The sequence below is a fragment of the Lysobacter sp. CA196 genome (assembly GCF_052078695.1).
GTDB lineage: Bacteria > Pseudomonadota > Gammaproteobacteria > Xanthomonadales > Xanthomonadaceae > Lysobacter.
Genome location: NZ_JBQJIN010000022.1, coordinates 12,393 through 35,679, shown reverse-complemented (window position 1 = coordinate 35,679; position 23,287 = coordinate 12,393). Strand labels below are relative to the sequence as shown.

Here is a 23,287-nt window from a genome sequence, read left to right as displayed (position 1 = left end):
GGCGGCGGTGGGCGATGACGCTCGGCGGTGGGCTCAGGGCAACCCGAAATCCCGGGATCTGGATATTTGAAGAACCGCGACCTCAGGCGGCGTCGCGCGCGGCGAAGGACTCGGTGACCGTCAGGGCCTGCTCGATCAGCGACCAATCGGCACCCGGCTTGTGCGCGCCTTCGCTGAGCACCTGGCGGAACGCCCGGCCACCGCGCTCGCCATGAAACAAGCCGAGCATGTGCCGGGTGATGTGCTTGAGGAACACCCCGCGTTCGAGTTCGGCCTCGACATAAGGCCGCAGCGAACGCAGCAACTCGGCGCGGCTGCGCAGCTCGCCCCCGAACCAGGCGGTGTCGATCCGGTGCAGCACGTAAGGCTCGTGATACGCGGCGCGGCCGAGCATCGAGCCATCGGCGTGCTGCAGATGCGACGTCGCCTCCTCGGCCGTGGCGATGCCGCCGTTGACGAGGATCTTGAGCTGCGGCCGCTCGCGCTTGAGCTGATAGGCCCAGTCGTAGCGCAGCGGCGGCACCTCGCGGTTCTCCTTCGGCGACAGGCCCTTGAGCCAGGCATTGCGCGCATGCACGACGAACATCGTGCAACCGGCCGCGGCGACCTCGTCGATGAAGGCCAGAAACACCTCGAAACGATGATCGTCGTCGACACCGAGACGGCACTTCACCGTCACCGGCACATCGCAGGCCGCGATCATCGCCGCCACCGACGCGGCGACCAGAGTCGGCTCGCGCATCAGGCAGGCGCCGAAACGCCCGGCCTGGACCCGGTCGGAGGGGCAGCCGCAATTGAGATTGATCTCGTCGAACCCGCGCTCGGCGCCGATCCGCGCCGCCTGCGCCAACAACGCCGGCTCGCTGCCGCCGAGCTGCAAGGCCACCGGATGCTCGACCGGGTCCATCGCCAGCAACCGCGCGCGGTCGCCGTGGATGACCGCGTTGGCATGCACCATCTCGGTATACAACCGCGCATGCGGCGCCAGGGTGCGGTGAAACACCCGGCAGTGCGAATCGGTCCAGTCCATCATCGGGGCGACGGACAGACGAATCGCCTGCGATTCCAATATTTTCCCGGTTGCTTCGATCACTGCTGAAACCCGCCTGCCCTGTTGAGTCCCCGGATACCTGCCGAACTCAGGCCGAGATAAGGCGTAAGTGTAGCAATGGCGGGGGTTGCGCACCTGAAAGCGATACTCGGGGTTGCGTTAATTTGCACCCGGCGACAGCTGGCGCGCCGCGCGCCTTGCGGGAATATCGAAACGCCGGGTAATTACCCGAGACCCATGTAGGAAAAGTCTGATGCTACGACGGCAGCTCCTGAGCGATACTCCATGCGGTATTACGAGGCCGAGCGGGCAAATACGGCAGACCCGCGTCGCAGGGAAGGGGCTATCAGGATGACAGCGAATGAAGGGACGTTCGACTGGGTGCAGTTTCCGCAGGGGCGAGCGCGCTTTGCTGGCGGCGTTCGTGGAGCCGAACAAACAGGCCACGACACTTTCGCCATCGAGCTGGACGGCAACGAGTACTTCGGCGAAATAAGAAACACCTGGCCCGACAGAGAACACTTCAACCTCGAAGTCGTGTCGTTCGGCCACCATATGCCCGAGAACATCGGCATGCCGATGAGCGTTACCAACCCTTTCATTGCGAAATTTTCATCCGATCAATTACGAACGGTCCAGACATTGATTCTTGGGCTCGTGGAAACATTCGCGAAGCGCAAGCACAGGCCGGCCATCATGTACATGGAGAACGAAAGCCAGTTCCTGGGCAAGGTCACTTTTACGGACGACTGGGCGCTGACGGCCCCTGGGCATTGAGGGTCGATTCCGGACCTCCCTCGTCTAGTGGCCTTCTATCCAAGAGCATCGTTATGACCCGTCTTTCACCACAGCCCGTGCCGAAGAATTTACAGGAGATGCTCAAGGACTACCCCGGGCATATCAAGCGACTACAGCAACAACTCAATTGCGTAGCCGAAGAGCCTAGATCGGTGAGTCCGAAATTTGAAGTTGCGATTTGGATGCTGCAAGGGCAACTCAAGGAGTTCATTCGCGAAGCGCAGGCCGAGCTTGAAGATGCGCGCGAGGATGGGAACAGCAGCATGATCGCCATGGCGAAAGAGAAGGAAGTGCTGATGTTCAGGGCCAGATCGAGCAATGGGGGCATGAAAGATCTGCACGATCTATGGGACTATTTCGAAGAGAACAAGGACGCTTCCCAATGAACCGAAAGCGCAGTTCTCACGACCGAAGAATCCCCGAGTACGTGGCCAGCCCCCGGATGCAATACCCTGCAGAATGGAAAGCATGGCCATGACGAACGACGTTGCTCCCCCCTCCCCTCGCCATAACTCACTTCTGCCGCCTATACCCAAGCACCTGACGGAAATGCTCAAGGACTATCCAGAGCATCTGGACCGACTGCAAGAGACGCTTAATCAGGTAGCAGAAGAACCACCCTCGGTGAGCACCAAGTTCGAAGTTGTGACTTGGATGCTACAAGGCCAGCTAGAGGAGTTTTTCCGGGAGGCTCGAGCCGAGTTGGAAGCAGCACAGGCAACCGAGGATGGCGATGCAGTTGCGAGAGCTAGGGAGAAGGGGCGATTGATGTCGCAGGCGTGCTGGAAGCACATCTGGATCGGCGACGAAGCGCTTTGGGAATACTTTCAGTCGAGCTAGAACATTTAAAGCTCCGTCCATAAGATTAAAAATGCACCAATCGACAGCCGACGCTCCGAAATAGGGATTTTGTCATGACCAATCTTTCGCCCCCACCAGTCCCCGAGAAACTGCAAGAAATGCTCAAAGACTACCCGGGGCATATCGAGCGACTACAGGAAGTGCTGAACAACGTCGTTTACGATGGCCGGGTACTTCTCATGCCGTTCGACCAGGCAATTTGGGCACTCGAAGGCCGCTTGGAAACCTTCATTCGTGAAGCCAACGCAGAGTATGAAGCATTACAAGCTAGCGGCGACGCGGAGGCGATTGCCCGAGCCGAGCAGAAGAGACGACTGATGTCACAGGCAAGCTGGAAGCATGTCTGGCTCACCGACGAAGCGCTTTGGAACTATTTCCAGCAGAATTAAGGATGCATTCTGATGAGCGACAACCCAGACAAGCTGAATAAAGAGACCCACAAGCACATCTTTCTCGAGAAAATCGTCCCGGAAAGCAACCTCAACTCAACGAATGCACAAGAAAGACCTAAGGCGATTGTCTTGGCGGGGCAGCCGGGCGCTGGCAAAGGCGGATTGGGCCGAGCGGCAGCATTTGAGTTCAAGGGCGACGTCGTCCAAATTGATCCGGATGAACTCCGCAAATATCATCTGAAGGCCGAGGAATGGCAGAAATCCTCCCCTTACGGCTGGTCGCAGCAGACCAATGCAGACGCAGGCCAATGGGCACGGGAACTCCGCGAGGCAGCGATCGAGGGCCGCAAGAACATCATCGTCGATACGACACTCGGAAATGCGAAGCCTGCGACCGAGATGATCAAGGAGCTGCAGGCCGCGGGCTACGAAGTCGAAGTTCGCGCAATGGCGAGCCATCGACTGGAAAGCGAATGGGGTATCGATCAGCGGTTTACGGACAAGATCGATGCGGAAGGCGTCGGCCGTGATGTGCCTTTGGCTTTCCACGACGACGTGTATCGGGACCTGCCCGACAACCTGGATAAGGTGCGCGGCGCCACGGATATCCCGGTCCGCATTTTCGACCGCAGCGGCGCCGAGCTCTATGACAGCCGGACTGCGGCGATACCGCCCAGCGTTGCATTGCGCGATGCGCGCGATGCGCGCCTGCAAGACCCTGTGGTGACGGAACGCTTGAGAAACGCCTGGCAGGCGCAAGCCGAATGGCACCGCGACCTGCCGAACACCATCGCACAGAACGACAAGGTTCCTGCCTCGACCGCCGAAGCGCTGCTGCGCGAACAGGCGGATCGCGGCAAGGTGGTTCACAGTGCGCAACGCGCCGAAGCCGCCGCTACGCTCGACGCGTTGGTACGCCCCGGCGCGCCTCTGGCGCATGCGCCGACGCCCGATGCGACGGGACCCAATCTGCGCAAGGTAGCGACGCTCGCCGGCGTTTCGGCACTGGGCGTGGCCGCCAGCGCCTACGACGCCAAACAAACCGGCGACCGCATCGGCACCTTGCTCGCCCAGGACAATCCCCTCGCCGCGCAATCGCAGTTCGCTCATTACGCGGCACGCGGCACCGGCGGTTGGCTGGGCGGCGCGGCGGCCGGTCTCGCGGTGGGTTGGGAAACCGGGCCGGGCGCCATCGCGTTCGTGGCGGTCGGCGCGATTGCCGGCAGTCAGGTCGGCGAGAATGTCGCCCAGTGGTGGGACGATCGTCAGGTCTTCAACCAGACCGACCGCGACGGTGTCGATTGGAAGTACAACGGCAAGCAATGGCTGAGGCAGGAACCCGGCGACCTGCGCGACGACGGCGTCACGGTTGCCGAGAAGCAGTCGTTCGCCGCCCTGCCTGACAAGGCGCGGGAACTCACCTACCTGGCCAGCAATTCGTCCAGCGCTTTGGCGATGGGCAAACTGGAGCCGCCGCGCGACCCTTACGTGCTGCCTGCCAACGAGACCGACAAGCACAGCTTTGCTCAGGCCGACTGGCAACGTAATGGAGAGACCGGCGACTGGGTCCGCCAGGTAGTGATCGCGCGTACAGACCGTGGCCACCCACTGGTCAACCCGGAAAAGGCTTCGCCCGAACGCGCCGCGGAGCTGGATCGGATGTCGGAGCAAGTGGTCCGCGAAAACATCGCCAGCGGCCCGGCACCGATCGCTGCCCGATACGAGCAGGCCTATCGCCGCAACGGCTGGGACGCGTTCGGACCGATGCCGGAGCCCGTGCTGGCAGCGCTCGCCGAGCCGAACAGTCTGCAAGCCTCGGATGGCCACCAGTACCGCCGCGATGACGAAGGCCAGTGGCAGCGCCAAGACGGCCTGATGGCCGGCCGCCAGGCGTCGGGCAATCTGCAACGGGAGCTCGACACCACGCGCACCGAGTTGCAGACCCAACTCGTGCAGCACGATCGACACCTTTTGACGATTCCGCAGTGGCAGGCGCCGTCGTTGGACGAACAGGATCGCGCCAACGTGATGTCGACCTATGCCGCGCTCGGCATCAAGCCGAATCCGGAGCGCTTGGACGCGGTGATGGATGCCTTGCAGCGCACGCGGGAGGCCCACGGCATCGACCCGCATGCCAGCTCGCTGCACGTGGAGCGCAGCCCGAACGGCGGCTACGACATCGACAGTCCGCTCGCCCACCTGCGTCGCGACAATGGCGTGGTCCAGATCGTCGCGGTGACGAGCACCGCGGAGATCCAGCAGGCGTTGGCGGACCGGCGCGAGCGCGCCGCTCCCATTCCCGACACCCCGGAATTGCGCGTCGCCAACCTGTCGCCGCAGCAACGCGAGGCGCGCCAACAGGCCGAGCGCGAAGCCAACCGGCAAGGCCTGTCGCGCGACGAGGTACAGCAGGCAGCGCAACAGGCCGCGGTGGCGACCGCCTCGCCCGAGGTCGCGCCGTCGGTTTCCGCGCTTGATGATGTGCAGCCCGTGCGTACGACCGGCGCGCCGGTTCCGCCGTCGGACCTGCGCCGAGAGGCCGAGCCCGCGACGGCGCCCACGCCTACGCCCACGGTCGTGGCACCCGCACCGATGACCGAAGCCGTGCCGGAGCCCAAGCGCCCCCAAGCCGAAACCGCTACGCAAGCCCAACCCATTGCAGCCGAATCGCCCCAGGCCGAGGTGCCGCCACGCGCACCCGAGCCGGCGGTACAGCCGACCGCTTTCGTGCCGGCCGCTTCTATCGAAGCCGCCCCTATCGAAGCCGCTCCCGTCGCAGCCACTCCTGTCCAGCCCGCTGCCATCCAGCCTGCAAGCGTCCAGTCCGAGTCCGCGCAGTCCGCCGCCATCGCTCCTGCAGCCGCAGCCAGCGCCGCTGGGGACAAACAGGACGACGTGCTTCGCCCCGGCGACCGTGGGCAAGAGGTGGAGCTGTTGCAATACCGCTTGGATCGCGTCGGGTACCGCGGGCCGGACGGTGAGCCCCTGGTTCGCAACGGCGAATACGATGCGGCCACCGAACAGACGGTCCGCCAGTTCCAACGCGACCAGGGCCTCGCCGATACCGGCTTGGCCGACCCGACCACGCAACAGGCGATGTCGGCGGCGCAGCACGCGCGGATCGAATCGAGCAGGGCGACCGGGCAAAGCCCCTCACAGGAGCCAGCGCGCGCTTCGCTGCCGCAGTCGGATATCGCGCCGGAACGTCCGGCCGCCATCGCACGACAGGACGACGCAGCGCCCTCGCCGACCGCGCGCGAATTCGAGCCTCGCACACCGCCGAACGAAGAAGCCGCTCGAATCGCACAGCCTGCCGAACCCGCGCAGCCGACCGCGGTCACCGAACAAGACGCACCGGCGGTGCCGCGCTCCAGGAGCGACGAAGCACAGCAATCCCCGACGCGCGAGGCCGCCGATCTGGCTGCCCAGCAAGGCGCACAAGCGCCGGCCCGGCCTTACGAACCGGCGCAGTACGACGATGCGCCGGCTTCGTACTCGCAGCGGACCGTATCGCCCCGCTCGGACGACACCCTGGCCATCGAGCCGACGCGGCAGCCCGCACGAGAACCCGCACTACCCGCGTCGTCGACCAGCCCCGAGCCACTCTTCAGCCTGGCGCGGCTGTCGCCGAACGACCAGGCCATGTTCGCCAAGATTCGCGAAGGCGTACCGGCGAACGTGACCGATGAGACCGTGGCCAAGGCGATGCTGGAAGCCAAGCTCAACGGCATCCCGGACGCGGAACGCATCGACAAGGCCGCGGTGGTCGACGGCAAGCTGTGGGTCGCGGGCACCACGCCCGGGTTCTACGCCGGCGTGTCGGCGGTCGAACAGGCGCCGGCGATGCAGGAAACTCTGCGCGAGACCCAGGCGTTCAACCAACAGCGGGACGAGCGCTTGGCGCAAGAGTCCCCCCAGAAAACCCAGGACGAACCCGGGCGGGCCGCGCGCACGCAGTGACGGCACATGCAGCGACGGGCCGGCAGCGGCTGCGATCGGCGGCCGTCGCGGAGTGGTAGCGCGCTCGGGCGATGCCTCGAACGGTCGGGCAGGCCGCCCCGCTGCCCTGCGCGAGCCACTCGATCGAGTCATCCCAACACGGCCGGCCCGGTCGCTTCGCACTGGGTTGGCGCCGCCGGATAGTGCAAGCTATCGGCAGGAGTAATTGGCAGGAGCCGCACGTGGGTCAATGGTTCGTCTCGCTGGGCGCCGTCGAAGTGATGGCCGTAGGCGTGTTGTATTTCGCCGCGCTCTATCTGCTGAGCGGCAGCCTGAACTGGTGGCTGACCCACACCGTGCTGCCGGCGCTCGGCTACGGCCGCCGCCTGGACACCCGCCCCTTGCCGCCCGGCCAGCTACGGCGCGAGTTCGGCGCCTCGACGGTCTCGATCCTGATCTTCGGCATCGGCCTGGTCGTGCCCTGGGGCCTGCTGCGGCTGGGCTGGGCGCGGTTCGCGGTCGACCCGCCGGCCTGGCGCGTGGCGCTCGAAATCGCCGTGCTGTTCCTGTGGAACGAACTGCACTTCTATCTCAATCACCGCGCCCTGCACACGAGCTGGCTGCGCCGTTTCCACGGCATGCACCATCGCTCGCACGTCGCCACGCCATTCTCGACCTATGCCTTCCATCCGGTCGAGGCGGTGATGCTCGGCAGCGTGCCGCTGATCCCGATGCTGCTGCACGATTTCAGCTTCGTCGCCGTGGCCAGCCTGCCGGTGCTCAGCATCGCCCTCAACAACCTCGGCCACAGCAATTACGAAGCCAGTCGCACTGCGCCGGCACGCGGATGGCGCGGCGCCAGCCGCCGCCACCATCTGCACCACGCGCGCTACAACGGCAACTACGGCTTCCTGCTGGAGGTGTTCGATCGTTGGGCCGGCACGGTGATCCAGCCCGAGGCCGAAGACGCCCGCCCGGCGACACGCACGCGCACGGACCGCGCCGCATGAGCGACGACCCCGCCCCCAACTCGGCAGGCCCCAATACAGCGCCCCCCGAAAGAACGGCCCCCGGCATCGGCGCGCTGCGGCATCGCCGCGACCTGCAAAGCCTGCTCTATCTGCTGGCGCAGCCGCTGCTGGCGCTGTGGCAATGGCGGCACGGCTTCAGCCTGCCCTTGTACGGCCTGATGCTGTACCTGGCGATCGCGATCAGCGTGATCCACCACAACCATGCGCATCTGCCGATGTGGCGCGGGCGTTGGCGCAACCGCGCCACCGACTTGTGGGTCACGGTGCTGCAGGGGCACCCGACCTTCGTCTTCCATCCGGCGCACAACCGCAACCACCATCGCCATCGTCACGGTCCCGGCGACGTCGCCCGCACCTGGCGTTTCGGCGATCACAACCATGCGCTCGGCTGGCTGCTGCATCCGCTGCAGGCGATCGCGGTGATCTATCCGTTCCTGTTCGCTTGGCTGCGCGGCGTGCGCCAGCGCGCGCCGGGCGCGTACCGCTGGTATCTGCTGCAGTACGCCGCCTGGCTGGGTTCGTGGGCGGTGCTGCTGGCCATCGACCCCGGCAAGGCGCTGGCGCTGGTGATCCTGCCGCAACTGCTCGGCCTGCATTGGCTGCTCTCGGCCAACTACCTGCAGCATGCCCATGCCGACGATGCGGCGCGCTTCGGCTATGCGCGCAATTTCGAGGGCTGGCTGAACCCGCTGCTGTTCAACATCGGCCTGCATACCGCCCACCACGAACACGGTCGCGCGCACTGGTCCGAGTTACCGCGGCTGCACCAACGCTATCGCCCTTCGATCGACCCCCGCCTGCTCGAAGCCAGCTTCGCCGGCTACGCCTGGCGCGTATTCGTCCTGGGCCCGTTCCTGCCGCAGTATCGCTCGCGCTCCTTGCGTCCGGCCGATACCTGCGCGGCCGTCGACGGGCCTGTAACCACCTCCAAGGATTGTTGATGCCCACCCGTTTCGAACGCACTTTCATCGAGGGCAGCGGCCGCTTCCTGCCCGGCGCGCCCGTCGACAACGCCGCGATGGACGCCTATATCGCGCCGCTGACCAAGCTGTCGGACCGCATCAAGCGCCGCATCCTGGCCGAGAACGGCATCCTGACCCGGCATTACGCGGTCGATGCCGAGGGCCGCACCGTGCACTCCTGCGCCGACATGGCAGCCACGGCGATCCGCCAATGCCTCGCCAGCACCGAGACCGCGCTCGACGGCATCGGCCTGCTCGCCTGCGGCACCTCCGGCGGCGATGCGCTGATGCCGGGCTTCGCCTGCATGGTGCAGGGCGAGCTGGCGGCGCCGCCGATGCAGACCCTGTCCGCGCACGGCATCTGCGCCTCCGGCGTCGGCGCCTGGGAAGGCGCCGCGTCCGCGGTCGAACTGGGTTCGCACCAGCGCGCCCTGGTCGCGGCGGCGGAAATGCCGTCGCGTTTGTTCAAGCGCTCGCGCTATGCCGCGCGCGACTACAACGCCGACTTCGACGCGCACTTCCTGCGCTGGATGCTGTCCGACGGCGCCGGCGCCTTGCAGCTGAGCTCGGCGCCGAAGCCGCGCGACGGCCTGCGCCTGCGGTTGCGCTTCATCCATCAGCGCTCGTTCTCCGGCGACTATCCAGTGTGCATGCAACTCGGAATGACGCCGGACCGCACGCGCAGCCACCTCGATTACGACTCCTGGCAGGCCGCCGAAGCCGATGGCGCGCTGTTCCTGCGCCAGGACATCCGCCTGCTGCCGCATCTGTTCGACGTCGGCGTACACGAGTATGCCAAGCTCGCCCACGCCGGTTGGTTCGACCCGGCCAAGATCGATCATTTCCTCTGCCATTACTCGTCCGAGCGTTTCGCCCCGGTGGTCGACGAGCTGATGTGCAAGGCCGGCCTGGAGATTCCGCGCGAGCGCTGGTACAGCAACCTGACCTCGCGCGGCAACACCGGTGCGGCGTCGATCTTCATCATGCTCGACGAGTTCCTGCGCACGCGCACGTTGCACGCGGGCGAACGCATCCTGTGCTTCATCCCGGAGTCCGGCCGCTTCACCGTCGCCTTCGTGCTGATCGAAGTCGAAGCCGCCGATGCGCCCTTGCTCGCCGGCACCTCGGTGGCTGTCGCTGCGCAGGCTGTCGCGGCAATGCCCGATGCCGACTTGATCGCACCGCCGCACGACCCGGCTGACGCGCCCGCGGCCCTGCGCCATCTGCTCGGCGAGCTGGCGACGATCTGGCACGACTACCGCTCGCGCGCCTGGCGCACGCCGGTGATCCGCAAGCTGCGCGAGCGCCGCTTCGCCACCGCCGATTACGTGCAGTGGATGCAGCACTGGATTCCGCAGGTCCGCGAAGGCAGCAAGTGGATGCGCGAAGGCGCCGCGGCGGTGCAGGCGCCGTACACCGAGCTCAGCGCCCTGATCGAGACCCACGCCGGCGACGAGCAGGACGACTACATGATCCTGTACGAGGACTACCGCAAGGCCGGCGGCGCCGTCGCCGACATCGACGCGCTTCGCCGCAATCCGGGCGGCGAAGCGCTCAACAGCTACCTGCACGCCTTGGCCGCCACGCCGAACCCGCTGGGCCTGCTCGGCGCGATCTACATCATCGAAGGCACCGGCCAGCGCATCATCCCGGCCCTGCTGCCGTTGATGAAGGCCAGCCTGTCGCTGCCGGCCGACGCCTTCCGCTTTCTCGAATACCATGGCAGCAACGACGAGCACCATCTCGCCCGCTGGCTGCGGGCGATCGAGATCGTGCTCGAACACGACGCCGACGGCGAAGGCGCCCGCGCCATCATCGCCACGGCACGACGCACCGCGGAGCTCTATCTCATGCAGTTCGATCACGTGATGCCGGCATGAAGTACCAACCCGAGTTCCTCGAGCAGGCCTACGACCCGCGCGACCCCAGTCCGTGGCTGGCCTTGTACCTGGATCGCAGCACGCCGCTCGACGACGAGGTCAAGCGCGCCTGGCTGGCCGATTCCAGCTCGCGCTCGCGCCAGTTCGTGTTGCCGTTCATGCGGCCGCTGGCGCGCACCCTGATCGTGCTGATCCAGGTGGCCAAGGTGTTCGCCCCGCGCCGGCTGGCGTTCTCGCGCACCCTGCACCGCCTGCTGGCCTGGGGCATGGAGAACTTCCTGAGCCCGGAGGCCAATTGGCTGATCCTGCGCCACTTCCATCTCGGCTCGCAGGTGCTGGAGTTCATCGGCAAGAACTCCGGGGTCGAAGTGCAGGGCAACCCGCTGCGCCCCGCGGCGGTGGCCGACGTGCGCGAGGACATGTTCCTGGTGCACGACCTCAACCTGTTCAATTTCGTCATCCGCCTCAACCAAAACCTGCAGGCGGCGGGGCGGCAACTGCAGTTCGTCGCCGACCCCGACCTGTCGATGGTCAAGCAGCCCGAGCTGCGGCTGGAGGACATGCCGCGGCGGTGGCGCAACTTCCTCGATCTGCAAAGCTCGATCGAACTGTTCACGCCGATCTACCAGTTGCTGCTTACCGACAGCGATTTCTGGCGCGCGACCAACTCGCTGCAACTCGACGAGACCATCGGCCTGTACGTGGCGACCATCCTCGATGCGCGCTCGCACCTGGTCCTGCTCAACAACCGCCATCCGCTGGTGCCCTTGTCGACCCTGCGCGCCGGCTTCCGCCTGACCCTGCACGGCCTGTCGACCGAAATGCTGCACGCCTTCCTGATGAACAAGCGCGAGCAACAGCAGGCAGCCGCGACCACGACCGCGGCCTGAGCGGCGGTCGCAGACTGCGCGAGGCCGCGGCCTCATCCGGTGCCCGGCCCCTCGCAATGAGTGGCCGGGCCGCCGCGGCTGGTGAGGTATCGCTCCCAAGCCGACCAGCCCGTCCGGCGCCACCTGCAGCGACGCGTCCGATGTGCCCGAATCGTGCATTCGGCCAGGCTGACTAGGGTTTCCCCCGATTTACCGGCGCCCGGCGGCTGACTAGGCTGCGACTGCATTGCAGTCTTCCCCCCGCGCCGCGGCCGATCTATGGCAACGCCGGCGCGACCGCCGATCCGCCCCGACCGGGCCAGGAGCCGTTCCATGAGCGTCGATTCCGCCGTTTCCGTCACCCAGGACAAACTCAGCCAGGGCCTGTTCGATTGGGACGTCAGCAAGGGCGACCTGGACGCGATCAATCGCGAGGTCGCCAACCTCACCCCGGCCGAGCGCAACGAGTTCATCGGCAAGCTCAGCAACGACGACATCAAGAACTGGACCCAGGAAATCGACGGCGCCATGGGTTCGCTGAGCGCCGGCGAACGCGGCGAGTTGTTCAACCGCCTGGCCGAAGGCCTGGACGGGCCGCAGACCACGCGCTTCGTCGAAGCCTTCGACGGCAGCTCCGGCGGGCTCGAAGCCTTCGCCGACGCGATCGCCAGCCACGGGGGCAGCGACGCCAAGACCGCCTTCATCGGCGCGGTCAAGGGCGACATCAATAGCGAATATAAAGCGACCCAGGGCACCTGGGGCAACAGCGAGACCGAAGCGGCCGGCAAGGTCCTGGCCAGCCTCGCCAACGACCCGCAGGCGTTCCAGCAAGCGGTCGGTTCGCTCAGCAAGGAGCAACTGCAGGACGTGATGAACGTGGCGATGGGCCGCAAGTACATCGTCGACTTCAGCGGCCGCACCGCCGGCACCACCCAGTACGACCCGAGCGTGCTGACCGGCATTCTCAACGCCGCCCAGGGCGCCGACCTGGCGACCCGCACCGCCGTGTTCGAAGCGGCCATGCCGCAATTGCAGACCATGCAGGGCGACAACGTCGGCCTGCTCGGCGCCGAACCTTATGTCGACGGCGTCGCCCAGGCCATGGGCAAGGTGCTGAGCCGCGACGAGGCGGTCGAAGCCGGCCTGCTGAAGATTCCGGAAGCGCCGGCCGGCGTGTCGATGGACGCCAACATCGCCGACACCCACAAGCATGAGTTCCCGAATCCCGGCGACATGGTCTGGTTCAAGGAACAAGTGCAGGGCGGCGGCCCGTGGGACTACAAGACCCAGGGCGCGCAGTACGAGAACTACGGCAACTTCCACTTCGGCGTGGTCGCCGCGGCGATGGACATCCCCGAGCAGATCGGCCTGCGCGGCGCCGGCTACGTGCAGATCCAGTCCGAGACCTCGCAGGACGGTTGGGGCAAGCCCTACGACCTCGGCGACAGCAGCTACGGCGACGACCCGCGCGACCAAGCCCAGATCAAGGCCGGTTACGACTACTACAACTCCGGCATGTGGCGGGTCTGGGCGGATTGAGCGCTCGACCGGTCATGAACACGAAGGCGTCGGCACTGCCGGCGCCTTCGTCGTATTGGGCGTCCGTGCACTACTGCTCGACGCTGCACGCCCGTAGGATCGTGCCGACCCGGCCGCCCGAGACGAATCGCCTCAGATGAAAGCACGCATAACTTCGGTACTGACGATGCTGTTGGCGGCGCTGCTCGCCGTCGGCTGCAGCCACGACGCGATCATGCCCGACGTCGAAGTCGCCCGCATCGCCTCACCCGACCTGCAGGCCGACGCGGTGCTGACCGAAGCCAACCCCGGCGCCACCGCCTCCTTCATCTATCGCATCCGGATCGTGCCGCACGGCGCCGACTGGCGCTCCACGCCGTCCGCCGCCGAGTTGTACGGCGCGACCCGCAATGCCCAGGCCTATGGCATCGATCTGCATTGGCAGGACGCGAACAGCGTGCGCGCCGACTACCTGCAGGGCCGGGTGATGAAGCCGGCCTCGGGTCCGATTGCGGTCGCGGGGCGCGCGGTGACGCTGCAGTTGCGCAGCGGCGTCAGCAACCCGGCCGCACCGGCCGGTGGCATGGCGCCGACGGAGCCTGGGCTAGCCCCGTGAACGGCGCGCGACGGCTAGCCCCGTGAACGGCAGCGCGACGGCAACTGCCGCCGCGCCGTTTACGAACGCACCATCACTCGCCAGCAGTGCTTCGCCTCCTGGGTCCAATCGATCTCGACCGGTAAAAACTTCTCGATCAGGCGCGCGTTGCTGACCAAGTGTTCGCTGAGCGCGGCGGTGGTGAACTCACCGCCGCCGGCCAAGGCCATCGGCAACAGCAACTGGTCCGACAAGTGCTCGCCGACCGCGGCCGGCGACGACAGATAAGCCGAGGCCTGCTTGACCAGGCCGATCGCGACCTGCTCGGCACTGAGCCCGCGTTCGCCCAAGGCACTGAACAACTCGCTGTGGCGCTCGCCGTGCACGCGCAGCATCAGCACGTTGGCCGGGCTTTGCGCATCGGCGATGCGACGCAGATGCTGCTGGTCCAGTGCCAGCCCCAGGCGCTCGGCGACGACCGCCAATTCGCGGTGGCCGATCTGATCCTGCAAGGCCGACAGCAACACGGTCGCGTCGAGACGCGGTTCGGCGTCGCGCTGGTCGAACACGCAGCGGCGCAGTTGCGCGCACGACTCCACGCGCAGCTGCAGCGCACCGCCGCCGGCCGGGAAAAATCCGTGCCACTGCAAGGCGAAGCTCGCCTGCACGCCCATGCGCTGCAAGGCCGGCAGATAGGCCTCACTGATGAAGTCCGCACACGGCGCCAGCGGGTTGTGGGTGCCGCCTTCGACAAACACCTCCGACGGCTCGGCGCACTGCCACAACGCCGGCAGCACGGTCTGCAACACCAAGGTTGCCGAACCGGCACTGCCGATCGAGAAACGATAGCGGCCGGCGTTGATCGCGCCGGGCATGAAGCGCAGCGTGGTCGCGCCGAGTTGCGCACCGTGGACGTGGGCGCAGCCGATCTGCGCCGCGGCGCCGACCGCGGTCAAATGTTGGCGCATCAGCCCCGGGCGCGAGCGCTTGGCACGAATGTGCTGCATCTCGAACGCGGTGCCGGTGCACAGGCTCAGGGTCAACGCGGTACGCAGCAGCTGTCCGCCGCCGTCCTGCCCGCTGATTTCGATCAGTTCCATCTTGCGATCCATACATCGGGGCGGCCTTGCGGCCGCCCATGCTCCTTTCCGTTTTCGTTTCGCGGCGGCCGTCGTGGCCGCCGCCGTCATTGGCTTGCGCGGGTCGCGCGAAGCCGCGTCGCGGGGTTCAACCCTTGACGCACACCACCTGCCGCAGCGTATGCACGATCTCGACCAGGTCGCTCTGCGCGGCCATGACCGCATCGATCGACTTGTAGGCGGCCGGCGACTCGTCGACCACGTCGGCGTCCTTGCGGCACTCCACGTGCGCGGTGGCGCGTGCGTGCTCTTCCAGGCTGATGCGCTTCTTCGCCTCGGTGCGGCTCATCACCCGGCCGGCGCCGTGGCTGCAGCTATGGAAGCTGTCGGCATTGCCCAGGCCGCGCACGATGAAGCTCTTCGCCCCCATGCTGCCCGGGATGATGCCCAGCTCGCCCTTGCGTGCGCTCACCGCGCCCTTGCGGGTCACCAACACGTCCTTGCCGAAATGATGCTCGCGGTTGACGTAGTTGTGATGGCAATTGACCGCCTCGGCCTGCGCCTCGAACGGCTTGGCGATGACCTTGCGCACCGAATCGACCACGTGCTTCATCATGATCTCGCGGTTGCTGCGGGCGAAACGCTGCGCCCAGTCGACCGCGAACACATAGTCGGCGTAGTGGTCGCTGCCTTCCGGCAGATAGGCCAGGTCCTGGTCCGGCAGGTTGATCATCCAGCGGCGCATGCCTGCTTCGCCAGCTCGATGAAGTGGCTGCCGATCGCATTGCCCACGCCGCGCGAACCCGAGTGCAGCATGAACCACACGCGCTGCTCCTCGTCGAGGCAGACCTCGACGAAGTGGTTGCCGGTGCCGAGCGTACCCAGGTGGCTGAGGTGGTTGCTGCGCTCGAGCTTCGGGTGCTTGGCGACGATGCGCTGGAAGCCCTCGTGCAGGCTCGACCAGCTGTGCAAGGACGCCTCCGGCGGGTTCGCCCAGGCGCCCTTGTCGCGCAGGCCGCGGCCGACGGTACGGCCGTGCGGCACGGCCTTCTCGATGGCCGCGCGCACCTCGCCCAACTGATCCGGCAGATCCTGCGCGGTCAGGCTGGTACGCACCGCGATCATGCCGCAGCCGATGTCTACGCCGACCGCCGCCGGCACGATCGCGCCGACGGTCGGCACCACCGAACCCACGGTGGCGCCCTTGCCGAGGTGCACGTCCGGCATCACCGCGACCCAGCGATGGATGAAGGGCAGCTTGGCGATGTTCTGCAGCTGGCGACGCGCCTCGTCCTCGAGCGGCACACCGCGGGTCCAGTGCTTGATCGGCACCGCGCCCGGCTCGTTGATGACATCGTACTGACTGGTGTTCATGGTCTTGCTCTCTGTTGCGCACACAATGAAGGGGGATCGCTCGAAGGGCCAGCGCCGTTGCGCCAGGCCTGTGCGACGGCCGCGGTTGCGGCTGGGGAACGATCGATGCACGACGGCAAAGCTCGTGCACCGGCCGGCGGACCCCAATGTCCGCCGGCCATCCTGTAACCGCATCGCACGTCCCTTGCGCGTGCGGCCGACGGGGTTATCGCCCGTCCACACGAACACCTTCCCTGCGTTCGCGTCGCAGCGCGTCCTTGCGCTGCGGTGGCACCGATCCCTGGTCCACCTCGGACACGGATCGAACCGATCCGTTCCATCCTCTTTGCATCGCCGCTCTGTACTTGCGCGCGCCGGTCGGCACGTCGATGCCGAATTCTTCGATGCGCTATGCCGCGTACATCGAGACTGCCCATCGGGGCATTCCGGTTCGGACTCGCAGGTAGTAGCGCAAACCCCGTGCCAACCGCCGCAACATAAATCCATCTTATTGAATTAAAAGATATTTAACTCGACCAGGCGATCTTTACTCGCGCATCCGGACATTCACTATCTATACTCTGTAATCGCTTTATATACGGATGTATAAACATGAAACGCCAGGTCGTGGTCGGCATGCTCGGCACCCAGCTCGACGCCGCGCTCGGTCCGGGCCGTTGGGAGAAATGGCGGCCAACGGTTTCGCTCGGCATGCACGAGGACCTGCTGCTCGACCGCATCGAGCTGCTGGTCGACGAGCGCCGCTACGGCAAGCTCGCCGCCGTCGTCGCCCAGGATCTCGGCCAGGTCTCGCCGGAGACCCAGGTCCGTTGCCACGACACCTACCTCGCCGACCCCTGGGATTTCGAGGCCGTGTACGGCGCGTTGCACGACTTCGTGCGCGGTTACGACTTCCAGCCCGAGGAAGAGGACTACTACGTCCACATCACCACCGGCACCCATGTCAGCCAGATCTGTTGGTTCCTGCTGACCGAAAGCCGCTTGTTCCCGGGGCGCCTGTTGCAGACCGCGCCGCCGCGCAAGCAGAACGGCGGGGCGCCGGGCAGCTATGCGGTCATCGACCTGGACCTGTCGCGCTACGACCGCATCGCGCAACGTTTTGCCGAGGAGCGCCTGCACGACCGCGACCTGCTCAAGAGCGGTATCGCCACGCGCAACCCGGCCTTCAACCGCATGATCGAGCAGATCGAGACGGTGGCGACGCGCTCGAAATCGCCGATGCTGCTGATGGGCCCGACCGGCGCCGGCAAGAGCCAGCTCGCGCGACGCGTATTCGAGCTCAAGAAGCAGAAGCATCAGTTGCCGGGCCGCTTCGTCGAGGTCAACTGCGCGACCCTGCGCGGCGACGGCGCGATGAGCACCTTGTTCGGCCACATCAAGGGCGCCTACACCGGCGCCTCGACCGACCGCGCCGGCCTGTTGCGCTCGGCCCACCAGGGCCTGTTGTTCCTCGACGAAATCGGCGAGCTAGGGCTCGACGAACAGGCGATGCTGCTGCGTGCGCTGGAAGAGAAGCGCTTTCTGCCGGTCGGCGGCGACAAGGAAGTCGAGAGTGACTTCCAGTTGATCGCCGGCACCAACCGCGATCTGCAGGAGGCGGTGATCGAAGGCCGCTTCCGCGACGACCTGCTGGCACGGCTGAATCTGTGGACGTATCGCTTGCCCGGCCTGGCCGAGCGCGCCGAAGACATCGAGCCGAACCTGGATTTCGAACTCGAACGCCATTCGCGCGAGAACCGGCAGCGGGTGACCTTCAACCGCGAAGCGCGCGAACGCTATCTGAGCTTCTCGCGCAGCGCCGAGGCGACCTGGGGCGGCAACTTCCGCGACCTCGGCGCCTCGGTGATGCGCCTGGCGACCCTGGCCGAGGGCGGACGCATCCGCACCGATCTGGTCGAGGAGGAAATCGGCCGCCTGCGCCGGCAATGGCACGGCGCCGGCATCCGCCGCTCCGTGCTCGACGAGGTCCTCGGCGAACGTGCGGCCGGGCTCGATCGCTTCGACCGCGTGCAACTGGAAGACGTGCTGCGCGTCTGCCGCCAGGCAAAGTCGTTGTCGCAGGCCGGGCGCGAACTGTTCGCGGTCTCGCGCGCGGCCCGCACCAGCACCAACGACGCCGACCGCCTGCGCAAATACCTGGCGCGGTTCGGGCTGGATTGGGAGCAGGTGCGCGGACGCGCTTAGTACCGTCGGCGGCGTGCCTTAGCCGGCCTGCTCCTCCGCTTCGACCGGCCGGGAAGCGTTCGCAGGCGACAGCCTGGCAAGAAACTCGCGGCCGCGCCGGCCCGGCGCCATCAGGATGCCGGAGGTCGCCAGGAAGAAGCGCTCCAACTCGAACGACACGCAACTGGCCACGCAGAAATCGTCGCCTTCGCTGTGGTTGACCGCGTAATACAGCTCGATGCCGCGCGCTTCCAGATCGGCCACGACTTCGGGCAACAGCAAGTCCGGCGCCAGCCTCGGCTTGTCCGGATGCGGCCAGTCGACACGTTCGAGCCGGTCGCGATCGACCTCGAAATAAGCGCAGGCCTGCAGCCGGGGATAGGCGGCGAGCGCGTTCAGCGCGAGCTGGTCCAGTTCGGCCAGGTGCGCGGAATGCTGTTTGATGTCCACGCACTGCACCAGCTCGCTCAAGGCGCGCATCGCCGCATAGTGCGCATACGACGACGCGCCGCAACCGTGCGGGTAGACGATCTCCTCGGGCCTGCGCTCGTCGACGGTGGCGATGAAGGTCGGATAGCCGAGGTCGGAAGTCACGTCGATCAGCAACACCTTGCGGCCGAGGCGGCGCTCGGTCAGGCGCAGCACCCGGCCGACTTCGTCGGGCAAGGAGGCGTGATCGATCAAGGCGCCGTAGCGACCCGGCCCGCCGAGATAGTGCGCGAGCAGGAACAACGACCAGGCGTCGCGTTCGACGATCTCGCCGATGCCGTGCAAGGCGGCTTCTTCCAGGCTCGCGCCGATCGCGGTGCCGCTGTTGGAGCTGTAGCGGATCACGCTTTGATAATCGAAGTCGTCGCGCCGGCCCGACTGCGTGTCCAATTGCGCGCCGACCGGATAGTCCGGAAAGCTCAGGAACAGCGGCACCTGGATGTCCCGGCGGCCGGCGAAGAAAGAACGATAGCGACGACAGGCCAGGTGGCGGCCTCGGTTGTCGGCGAACGCCGACAGGAACGGCAAGGCGGCGTAGCGCGGATCGTCGATGAAGTGCTCGGCGGCGACGTATTCGACCGGCGTGGAGACACGGCCCGCCTTGCAGTAGTAGTGCTCGACCGCCTCGTGCAAGGCGCCGGCCATCGAAGTCGCGGCATCGCCCTTGCCGAAGCCGCGGCTGACCAGTTCGCCTGCGGCGTCGCGCAGGCTGCATTTGACCGTCGTCAGCGGGCCGCCGAAATCCTCGGTTTCCACGCTCCAGCCACGGCGGGCGATGCAGTCGCGGATGATGCGGTTGGCGTCGTCCAGACTGCGCTCTCGTTCGTACGGAATCATTCCCTGCTCCTGCGTCGCCTCGTCGTAAAGACCGCATGGCGCGCCGCTCGCGACGCGCCATGCGGGATCGCTCGGGCGAGGCGCTTACTTGGCGAACTCGTCGAGAAAGGCCTGTTCCTGCACGGTCGGCGAATTGAGCTCGGCCATCGCGCTTTTCAGTTCTTCGCCGGATGCCGAGCCGTTGGCGCGGACGGATTCGGTGACCGGGATGTACTTGGGCTTGATGAGCGACGTCTTATCGAAATCGATGCGCGTGGTACCCATGACGAAACCTCCTGTTTGGTCGAAAGGAAACTGCGAAGCGCGGCCTCGCCCTCCGTCCGGCGAACCGGCACGGCGAAGCCCCCCGCGGTGCGGTCGAAACCGCATGCGAGGGTTACCGGTTGGAGCGGCTTCGAGTCCTTGACTCCCGTCACCGAAACGGAGGCCGTCGGTTGCAAACTGCGACCGACGACTCTGCGAATGCTCATGCGCCTGTCGGTTCCGACAGGGCGGCCATTCGATTACAGCCCGACGCGCGGCCGGCGGGCGCCGCGCGATCGTCCGATGCCTGAAGCCCGGATCAGAACACGTTGGCGCGACGCAGCTCGCGTTCGGCCAGAAAAACCGCGGCGTTTTGCGGCAGGCTCTTCGGACCGGTCACACAGCTGACGAATACGTACTCGCGGGTGCCGCGCTTGACCTGGCCGACCAGCCAGCGCACGCCTTCCCGGCCATCCATCACCGTCGAGGCGCTCTTGGCCGCCACCGAGGTGTCGTCGCGCGGAGGCGAAGCACCGAACGGCGCCACCCCGAAGCTGCCGACCACCACGCCCGACGGCTGGCGCAGGCCCGAACGCACGTCGGCGATCGCCTGCCGGCTCACGCTCAACTCGTCGCGGAAGAAGCGGCGCAGGAACAGCAGTTGCTCGTCCGGCGACACCTTCAGCGAACCGCCGTCCCAGAAGTTGGCGGCGCCGCTGCTGGTGTCGGCGTTGCCGTAATTGAAGCGGACCATGTACTCGCGTTCGCGTTGCGCGCCGAGGCGCTGGGCGATGCGCTCGAAGTACCAGGGCGCAGAGAATTGCAGCGCCGTGTCCAACGTCTGGTCGCTGCCGCTGGCGTTGCCGCCGCTGTCGGCGCCGATGCGCTCCTGGGCCCGGACGATGCCGCCGTCGAGCGCTGCGAGCGCATGCGGGATGTCGAAGGTCGCGCCCGGGCTGACCCGCCGGCTGCACGCAGCCGACGGCGTGCGGCTGATCTCGCCGCCGCTCAGGTCGTACAACACGAAACAGGACTGGATCTTCGGCTCGCTGCCGGGGGGGCCCATCGACTGGGCATGGGCCTGGGTGGCCGGGCCGCAGAACGAAACGGCGAACAATGCCGCGGTGAGGACAGCTTTCATGCCTGCGGTGCTCCTTGCGAAGGCGTAACGACGGGGGGCAGGCCGGCCGGACGCGAACCCCGGAGGTATCGCCGTCGCATCGACCCTGCTCGCCCCAGGATGCCATGCCTTATACGCGTATTTCGAGCGAGGCGCGCGACCGCGGCCCGGGAGAAGCGGCGATCGCTTGACCTGAAGCGCAGTCGAGGTCCTATGCTCGGCTTCCCTCTTCCAGGCACAGGACGGCATGGCCGCCATCCCTCCCACCAGCGAACCCGCCGCCGACACCGACGGTGCCGCCCCGGTCGCCCGCACCGCCGGGCGCCGCGGCGAATGGTCGGTGATCGCCTCGCTGCTGCCGTATCTGCGGCCTTACCTGGGCCGGATCGCGATCGCACTGGCGATGGTGGTGGCGGCCAAATTGTTGAACCTGTACGTGCCGCTGGCGCTCAAGCAGCTCATCGACCGGCTCAACATCGAAGTCACCCCGTTGATGCTGCCGGTCGCCTTGCTGCTGTCCTACGGCGCGGCGCGGATCGGTGTGACCTTGTTCACCGAATTGCGCCAGGTCGTATTCGCCCGGGTCATGGCGCGGACCTCGCGCCAGGTGACCTTGCAGGTGTTCCGGCATCTGCACGGGTTGAGCCTGAAGTTCCACCTCGCGCGCCGCACCGGCGGCGTCGCGCGCGACGTCGAACGCGGCGGCAGTTCGATCGCCGACCTGCTCGACTGGACCATCTACACCATCATCCCGGTGATCCTCGAAGTGGCGATGGTCACCACCGTGCTGGTGTGGATCTACGACTGGCGCTACGCCGCGATCACCCTGGGCACCTTGTTCGCCTACGGGCTGTGGACCTTCTCGGTGACCGAGTGGCGCACGCGCTATTACCGGGCCTCGGTCGAGGCCGACACGCGCGCCAACGAGCGCGCGGTGGATTCGTTGCTGAACTACGAGACCGTCAAATACTTCAACAACGAAGAGCACGAAGCGCGCCGCTACGACGACAACCTGCGCCACCTGGAGAATGCCCAGGTCATGTCGATCAAGACCTTGGCGGTGCTCAACCTGGGCCAGAGCCTGGTGGTGGCGATGGGCGTCACCGCGATGATGTGGCTGGCCGCCAGCGGGGTGGTCGCTGGCGAAATGACGGTCGGCGACCTGGTGCTGGTGAACGCGTATCTGCTGCAGTTGTCGGCGCCGTTGTTCATGCTCGGCATGATGTATCGCGAAGTGAAGCAGGCCCTGACCAATATGGAGCGCTTGTTCGACCTGCTGGACGAACGCCAGGACGTGCGCGACTCGGCCGACGCCGAGGTGCTGGCGTCCTCGCATCCGACGGTCGCCTTCCGCAACGTCCGCTTCGGCTACGACCCGCGTCGCGAGATCCTGCAGGGCATCGATTTCGAAATCGCCTCCGGCGCGACCGTGGCCGTGGTCGGCCATTCCGGCTCGGGCAAATCGACCCTGGCGCGGTTGCTGTATCGCTTCTACGACGTCGACGCCGGCTCCATCGCCATCGACGGCCACGACCTGCGCGCCCTGACCCAGGCCTCGCTGCGCGGCTCGATCGCGATCGTCCCGCAGGACACGGTGCTGTTCAACGACAGCATCGGCTACAACATCCGCTACGGCCGGCCCGAAGCCGCCGAGGTCGAAGTCGAGGCGGCCGCACGCGCCGCGCATATCCACGACTTCATCGTCGGCCTGCCCGACGGCTACGATACCCCGGTCGGCGAGCGCGGCCTGAAGCTGTCCGGCGGCGAAAAACAGCGCGTCGCAATCGCCCGCGCCCTGCTCAAGAACCCCTCGATCCTGATCTTCGACGAGGCCACCTCGGCGCTCGACTCGAAATCCGAACGCGCGATCCAGTCCGAACTCGACCGGCTCGCGATCGGGCGCACCACCTTGGTGATCGCCCACCGGCTGTCGACGGTGATGGACGCCGACCAGATCCTGGTGATGGACGCCGGCCGCATCATCGAGCGCGGCACGCACTCGCAATTGCGCGCGCTCGACGGCGTGTATGCGCAGATGTGGGAGCTGCAGCAGCGGCAGGAGGACGCGGCCCTGGCCTGAGCCCGG

At 66.5% G+C, this 23,287-nt stretch carries 18 protein-coding genes and 1 pseudogene; 13 read left to right on the top strand and 6 right to left on the bottom strand.

Going from position 1 to position 23,287, the window contains the following annotated elements:
- Positions 1 to 82: 82 nt before the first annotated feature.
- On the bottom strand, positions 83 to 1,093 hold the full coding sequence (dusA, locus tag ACTOWK_RS17445; RefSeq protein ID WP_441331374.1) for a tRNA dihydrouridine(20/20a) synthase DusA: 1,011 nt from the start codon (positions 1,091 to 1,093) through the stop codon (positions 83 to 85).
- Positions 1,094 to 1,336: 243 nt separating this feature from the next.
- On the opposite strand from dusA, the gene ACTOWK_RS17440 reads away from it, so the two are divergent.
- The 11 genes from ACTOWK_RS17440 (at position 1,337) to ACTOWK_RS17390 (ending at position 13,917) form a co-directional block, all read left to right on the top strand.
- On the top strand, positions 1,337 to 1,828 hold the full coding sequence (locus tag ACTOWK_RS17440; RefSeq protein ID WP_441331373.1) for a hypothetical protein: 492 nt from the start codon (positions 1,337 to 1,339) through the stop codon (positions 1,826 to 1,828).
- 53 nt (positions 1,829 to 1,881) lie between these two features.
- On the top strand, positions 1,882 to 2,235 hold the full coding sequence (locus tag ACTOWK_RS17435; RefSeq protein WP_441331372.1) for a hypothetical protein: 354 nt from the start codon (positions 1,882 to 1,884) through the stop codon (positions 2,233 to 2,235).
- 82 nt (positions 2,236 to 2,317) lie between these two features.
- Positions 2,318 to 2,689, top strand: coding sequence for a hypothetical protein (locus ACTOWK_RS17430; protein ID WP_441331371.1), 372 nt, complete (start codon positions 2,318 to 2,320; stop codon positions 2,687 to 2,689).
- 74 nt (positions 2,690 to 2,763) lie between these two features.
- Positions 2,764 to 3,099, top strand: coding sequence for a hypothetical protein (locus ACTOWK_RS17425; RefSeq protein ID WP_441331370.1), 336 nt, complete (start codon positions 2,764 to 2,766; stop codon positions 3,097 to 3,099).
- Positions 3,100 to 3,111: 12 nt separating this feature from the next.
- A complete protein-coding gene (locus ACTOWK_RS17420; protein ID WP_441331369.1) occupies positions 3,112 to 7,062 on the top strand; it encodes a zeta toxin family protein in 3,951 nt (1,316 codons plus the stop codon).
- 221 nt (positions 7,063 to 7,283) lie between these two features.
- Complete coding sequence (locus ACTOWK_RS17415) at positions 7,284 to 8,051, top strand: sterol desaturase family protein (protein ID WP_441331368.1); 768 nt, start codon at positions 7,284 to 7,286, stop codon at positions 8,049 to 8,051.
- Positions 8,048 to 9,013, top strand: coding sequence for a fatty acid desaturase (locus tag ACTOWK_RS17410; RefSeq protein WP_441331367.1), 966 nt, complete (start codon positions 8,048 to 8,050; stop codon positions 9,011 to 9,013). Before ACTOWK_RS17415 ends, ACTOWK_RS17410 begins: the two co-directional genes overlap by 4 nt.
- Complete coding sequence (locus tag ACTOWK_RS17405) at positions 9,013 to 10,914, top strand: iron-containing redox enzyme family protein (protein ID WP_441331366.1); 1,902 nt, start codon at positions 9,013 to 9,015, stop codon at positions 10,912 to 10,914. Before ACTOWK_RS17410 ends, ACTOWK_RS17405 begins: the two co-directional genes overlap by 1 nt.
- Positions 10,911 to 11,804 (top strand): DUF6999 family protein, encoded by an 894-nt coding sequence (locus ACTOWK_RS17400; protein WP_441331365.1) that lies wholly within the window; start codon positions 10,911 to 10,913, stop codon positions 11,802 to 11,804. The genes ACTOWK_RS17405 and ACTOWK_RS17400 overlap by 4 nt, the downstream gene beginning before the upstream one ends.
- Before the next feature lie 312 nt (positions 11,805 to 12,116).
- Positions 12,117 to 13,322, top strand: coding sequence for a polymorphic toxin type 44 domain-containing protein (locus ACTOWK_RS17395; protein WP_441331364.1), 1,206 nt, complete (start codon positions 12,117 to 12,119; stop codon positions 13,320 to 13,322).
- 136 nt (positions 13,323 to 13,458) lie between these two features.
- A complete protein-coding gene (locus ACTOWK_RS17390; protein ID WP_441331363.1) occupies positions 13,459 to 13,917 on the top strand; it encodes a hypothetical protein in 459 nt (152 codons plus the stop codon).
- 59 nt (positions 13,918 to 13,976) lie between these two features.
- On the opposite strand, the gene rtcA is transcribed toward ACTOWK_RS17390, so the two are convergent.
- Both rtcA and ACTOWK_RS17380 read right to left on the bottom strand, forming a co-directional pair.
- Positions 13,977 to 14,996, bottom strand: coding sequence for an RNA 3'-terminal phosphate cyclase (gene rtcA, locus ACTOWK_RS17385; protein WP_441331362.1), 1,020 nt, complete (start codon positions 14,994 to 14,996; stop codon positions 13,977 to 13,979).
- A gap of 127 nt (positions 14,997 to 15,123) precedes the next feature.
- Positions 15,124 to 16,202 (bottom strand): annotated as a pseudogene (locus tag ACTOWK_RS17380) (RtcB family protein).
- A 738-nt stretch (positions 16,203 to 16,940) separates the two neighbouring features.
- Here ACTOWK_RS17380 and rtcR point away from each other — a divergent pair.
- Complete coding sequence (gene rtcR, locus ACTOWK_RS17375) at positions 16,941 to 18,533, top strand: RNA repair transcriptional activator RtcR (protein WP_441331361.1); 1,593 nt, start codon at positions 16,941 to 16,943, stop codon at positions 18,531 to 18,533.
- Positions 18,534 to 18,551: 18 nt separating this feature from the next.
- Here the strand turns inward: rtcR and ACTOWK_RS17370 are convergent, their stop codons facing one another.
- From ACTOWK_RS17370 to ACTOWK_RS17360, 3 genes are all read right to left on the bottom strand, one after another.
- Complete coding sequence (locus ACTOWK_RS17370; RefSeq protein ID WP_441331360.1) at positions 18,552 to 19,838, bottom strand: YcaO-like family protein; 1,287 nt, start codon at positions 19,836 to 19,838, stop codon at positions 18,552 to 18,554.
- A gap of 84 nt (positions 19,839 to 19,922) precedes the next feature.
- Positions 19,923 to 20,102, bottom strand: coding sequence for a hypothetical protein (locus ACTOWK_RS17365; protein WP_441331359.1), 180 nt, complete (start codon positions 20,100 to 20,102; stop codon positions 19,923 to 19,925).
- 298 nt (positions 20,103 to 20,400) lie between these two features.
- Positions 20,401 to 21,222, bottom strand: coding sequence for a penicillin-binding transpeptidase domain-containing protein (locus ACTOWK_RS17360; RefSeq protein ID WP_441331358.1), 822 nt, complete (start codon positions 21,220 to 21,222; stop codon positions 20,401 to 20,403).
- Between the two features lie 226 nt (positions 21,223 to 21,448).
- Here ACTOWK_RS17360 and ACTOWK_RS17355 point away from each other — a divergent pair, with 226 nt between their 5' ends.
- On the top strand, positions 21,449 to 23,281 hold the full coding sequence (locus ACTOWK_RS17355; RefSeq protein ID WP_441331357.1) for an ABCB family ABC transporter ATP-binding protein/permease: 1,833 nt from the start codon (positions 21,449 to 21,451) through the stop codon (positions 23,279 to 23,281).
- Positions 23,282 to 23,287 lie beyond the last annotated feature (6 nt).

What these genes read in the sequence shown, in the direction of transcription:
- ACTOWK_RS17440 (WP_441331373.1), top strand. Translation starts at nt 1,337, where the DNA reads ATGCGGTATTACGAGGCCGAGCGGGCAAATACGGCAGACCCGCGTCGC.
- ACTOWK_RS17435 (WP_441331372.1), top strand. Translation starts at nt 1,882, where the DNA reads ATGACCCGTCTTTCACCACAGCCCGTGCCGAAGAATTTACAGGAGATG.
- ACTOWK_RS17430 (WP_441331371.1), top strand. Translation starts at nt 2,318, where the DNA reads ATGGCCATGACGAACGACGTTGCTCCCCCCTCCCCTCGCCATAACTCA.
- ACTOWK_RS17425 (WP_441331370.1), top strand. Translation starts at nt 2,764, where the DNA reads ATGACCAATCTTTCGCCCCCACCAGTCCCCGAGAAACTGCAAGAAATG.
- ACTOWK_RS17420 (WP_441331369.1), top strand. Translation starts at nt 3,112, where the DNA reads ATGAGCGACAACCCAGACAAGCTGAATAAAGAGACCCACAAGCACATC.
- ACTOWK_RS17410 (WP_441331367.1), top strand. Translation starts at nt 8,048, where the DNA reads ATGAGCGACGACCCCGCCCCCAACTCGGCAGGCCCCAATACAGCGCCC.
- ACTOWK_RS17405 (WP_441331366.1), top strand. Translation starts at nt 9,013, where the DNA reads ATGCCCACCCGTTTCGAACGCACTTTCATCGAGGGCAGCGGCCGCTTC.
- ACTOWK_RS17400 (WP_441331365.1), top strand. Translation starts at nt 10,911, where the DNA reads ATGAAGTACCAACCCGAGTTCCTCGAGCAGGCCTACGACCCGCGCGAC.
- ACTOWK_RS17395 (WP_441331364.1), top strand. Translation starts at nt 12,117, where the DNA reads ATGAGCGTCGATTCCGCCGTTTCCGTCACCCAGGACAAACTCAGCCAG.
- ACTOWK_RS17390 (WP_441331363.1), top strand. Translation starts at nt 13,459, where the DNA reads ATGAAAGCACGCATAACTTCGGTACTGACGATGCTGTTGGCGGCGCTG.
- rtcA (WP_441331362.1), bottom strand. Translation starts at nt 14,996, where the DNA reads ATGGAACTGATCGAAATCAGCGGGCAGGACGGCGGCGGACAGCTGCTG.
- rtcR (WP_441331361.1), top strand. Translation starts at nt 16,941, where the DNA reads ATGAAACGCCAGGTCGTGGTCGGCATGCTCGGCACCCAGCTCGACGCC.
- ACTOWK_RS17370 (WP_441331360.1), bottom strand. Translation starts at nt 19,838, where the DNA reads ATGATTCCGTACGAACGAGAGCGCAGTCTGGACGACGCCAACCGCATC.
- ACTOWK_RS17365 (WP_441331359.1), bottom strand. Translation starts at nt 20,102, where the DNA reads ATGGGTACCACGCGCATCGATTTCGATAAGACGTCGCTCATCAAGCCC.
- ACTOWK_RS17360 (WP_441331358.1), bottom strand. Translation starts at nt 21,222, where the DNA reads ATGAAAGCTGTCCTCACCGCGGCATTGTTCGCCGTTTCGTTCTGCGGC.
- ACTOWK_RS17355 (WP_441331357.1), top strand. Translation starts at nt 21,449, where the DNA reads ATGGCCGCCATCCCTCCCACCAGCGAACCCGCCGCCGACACCGACGGT.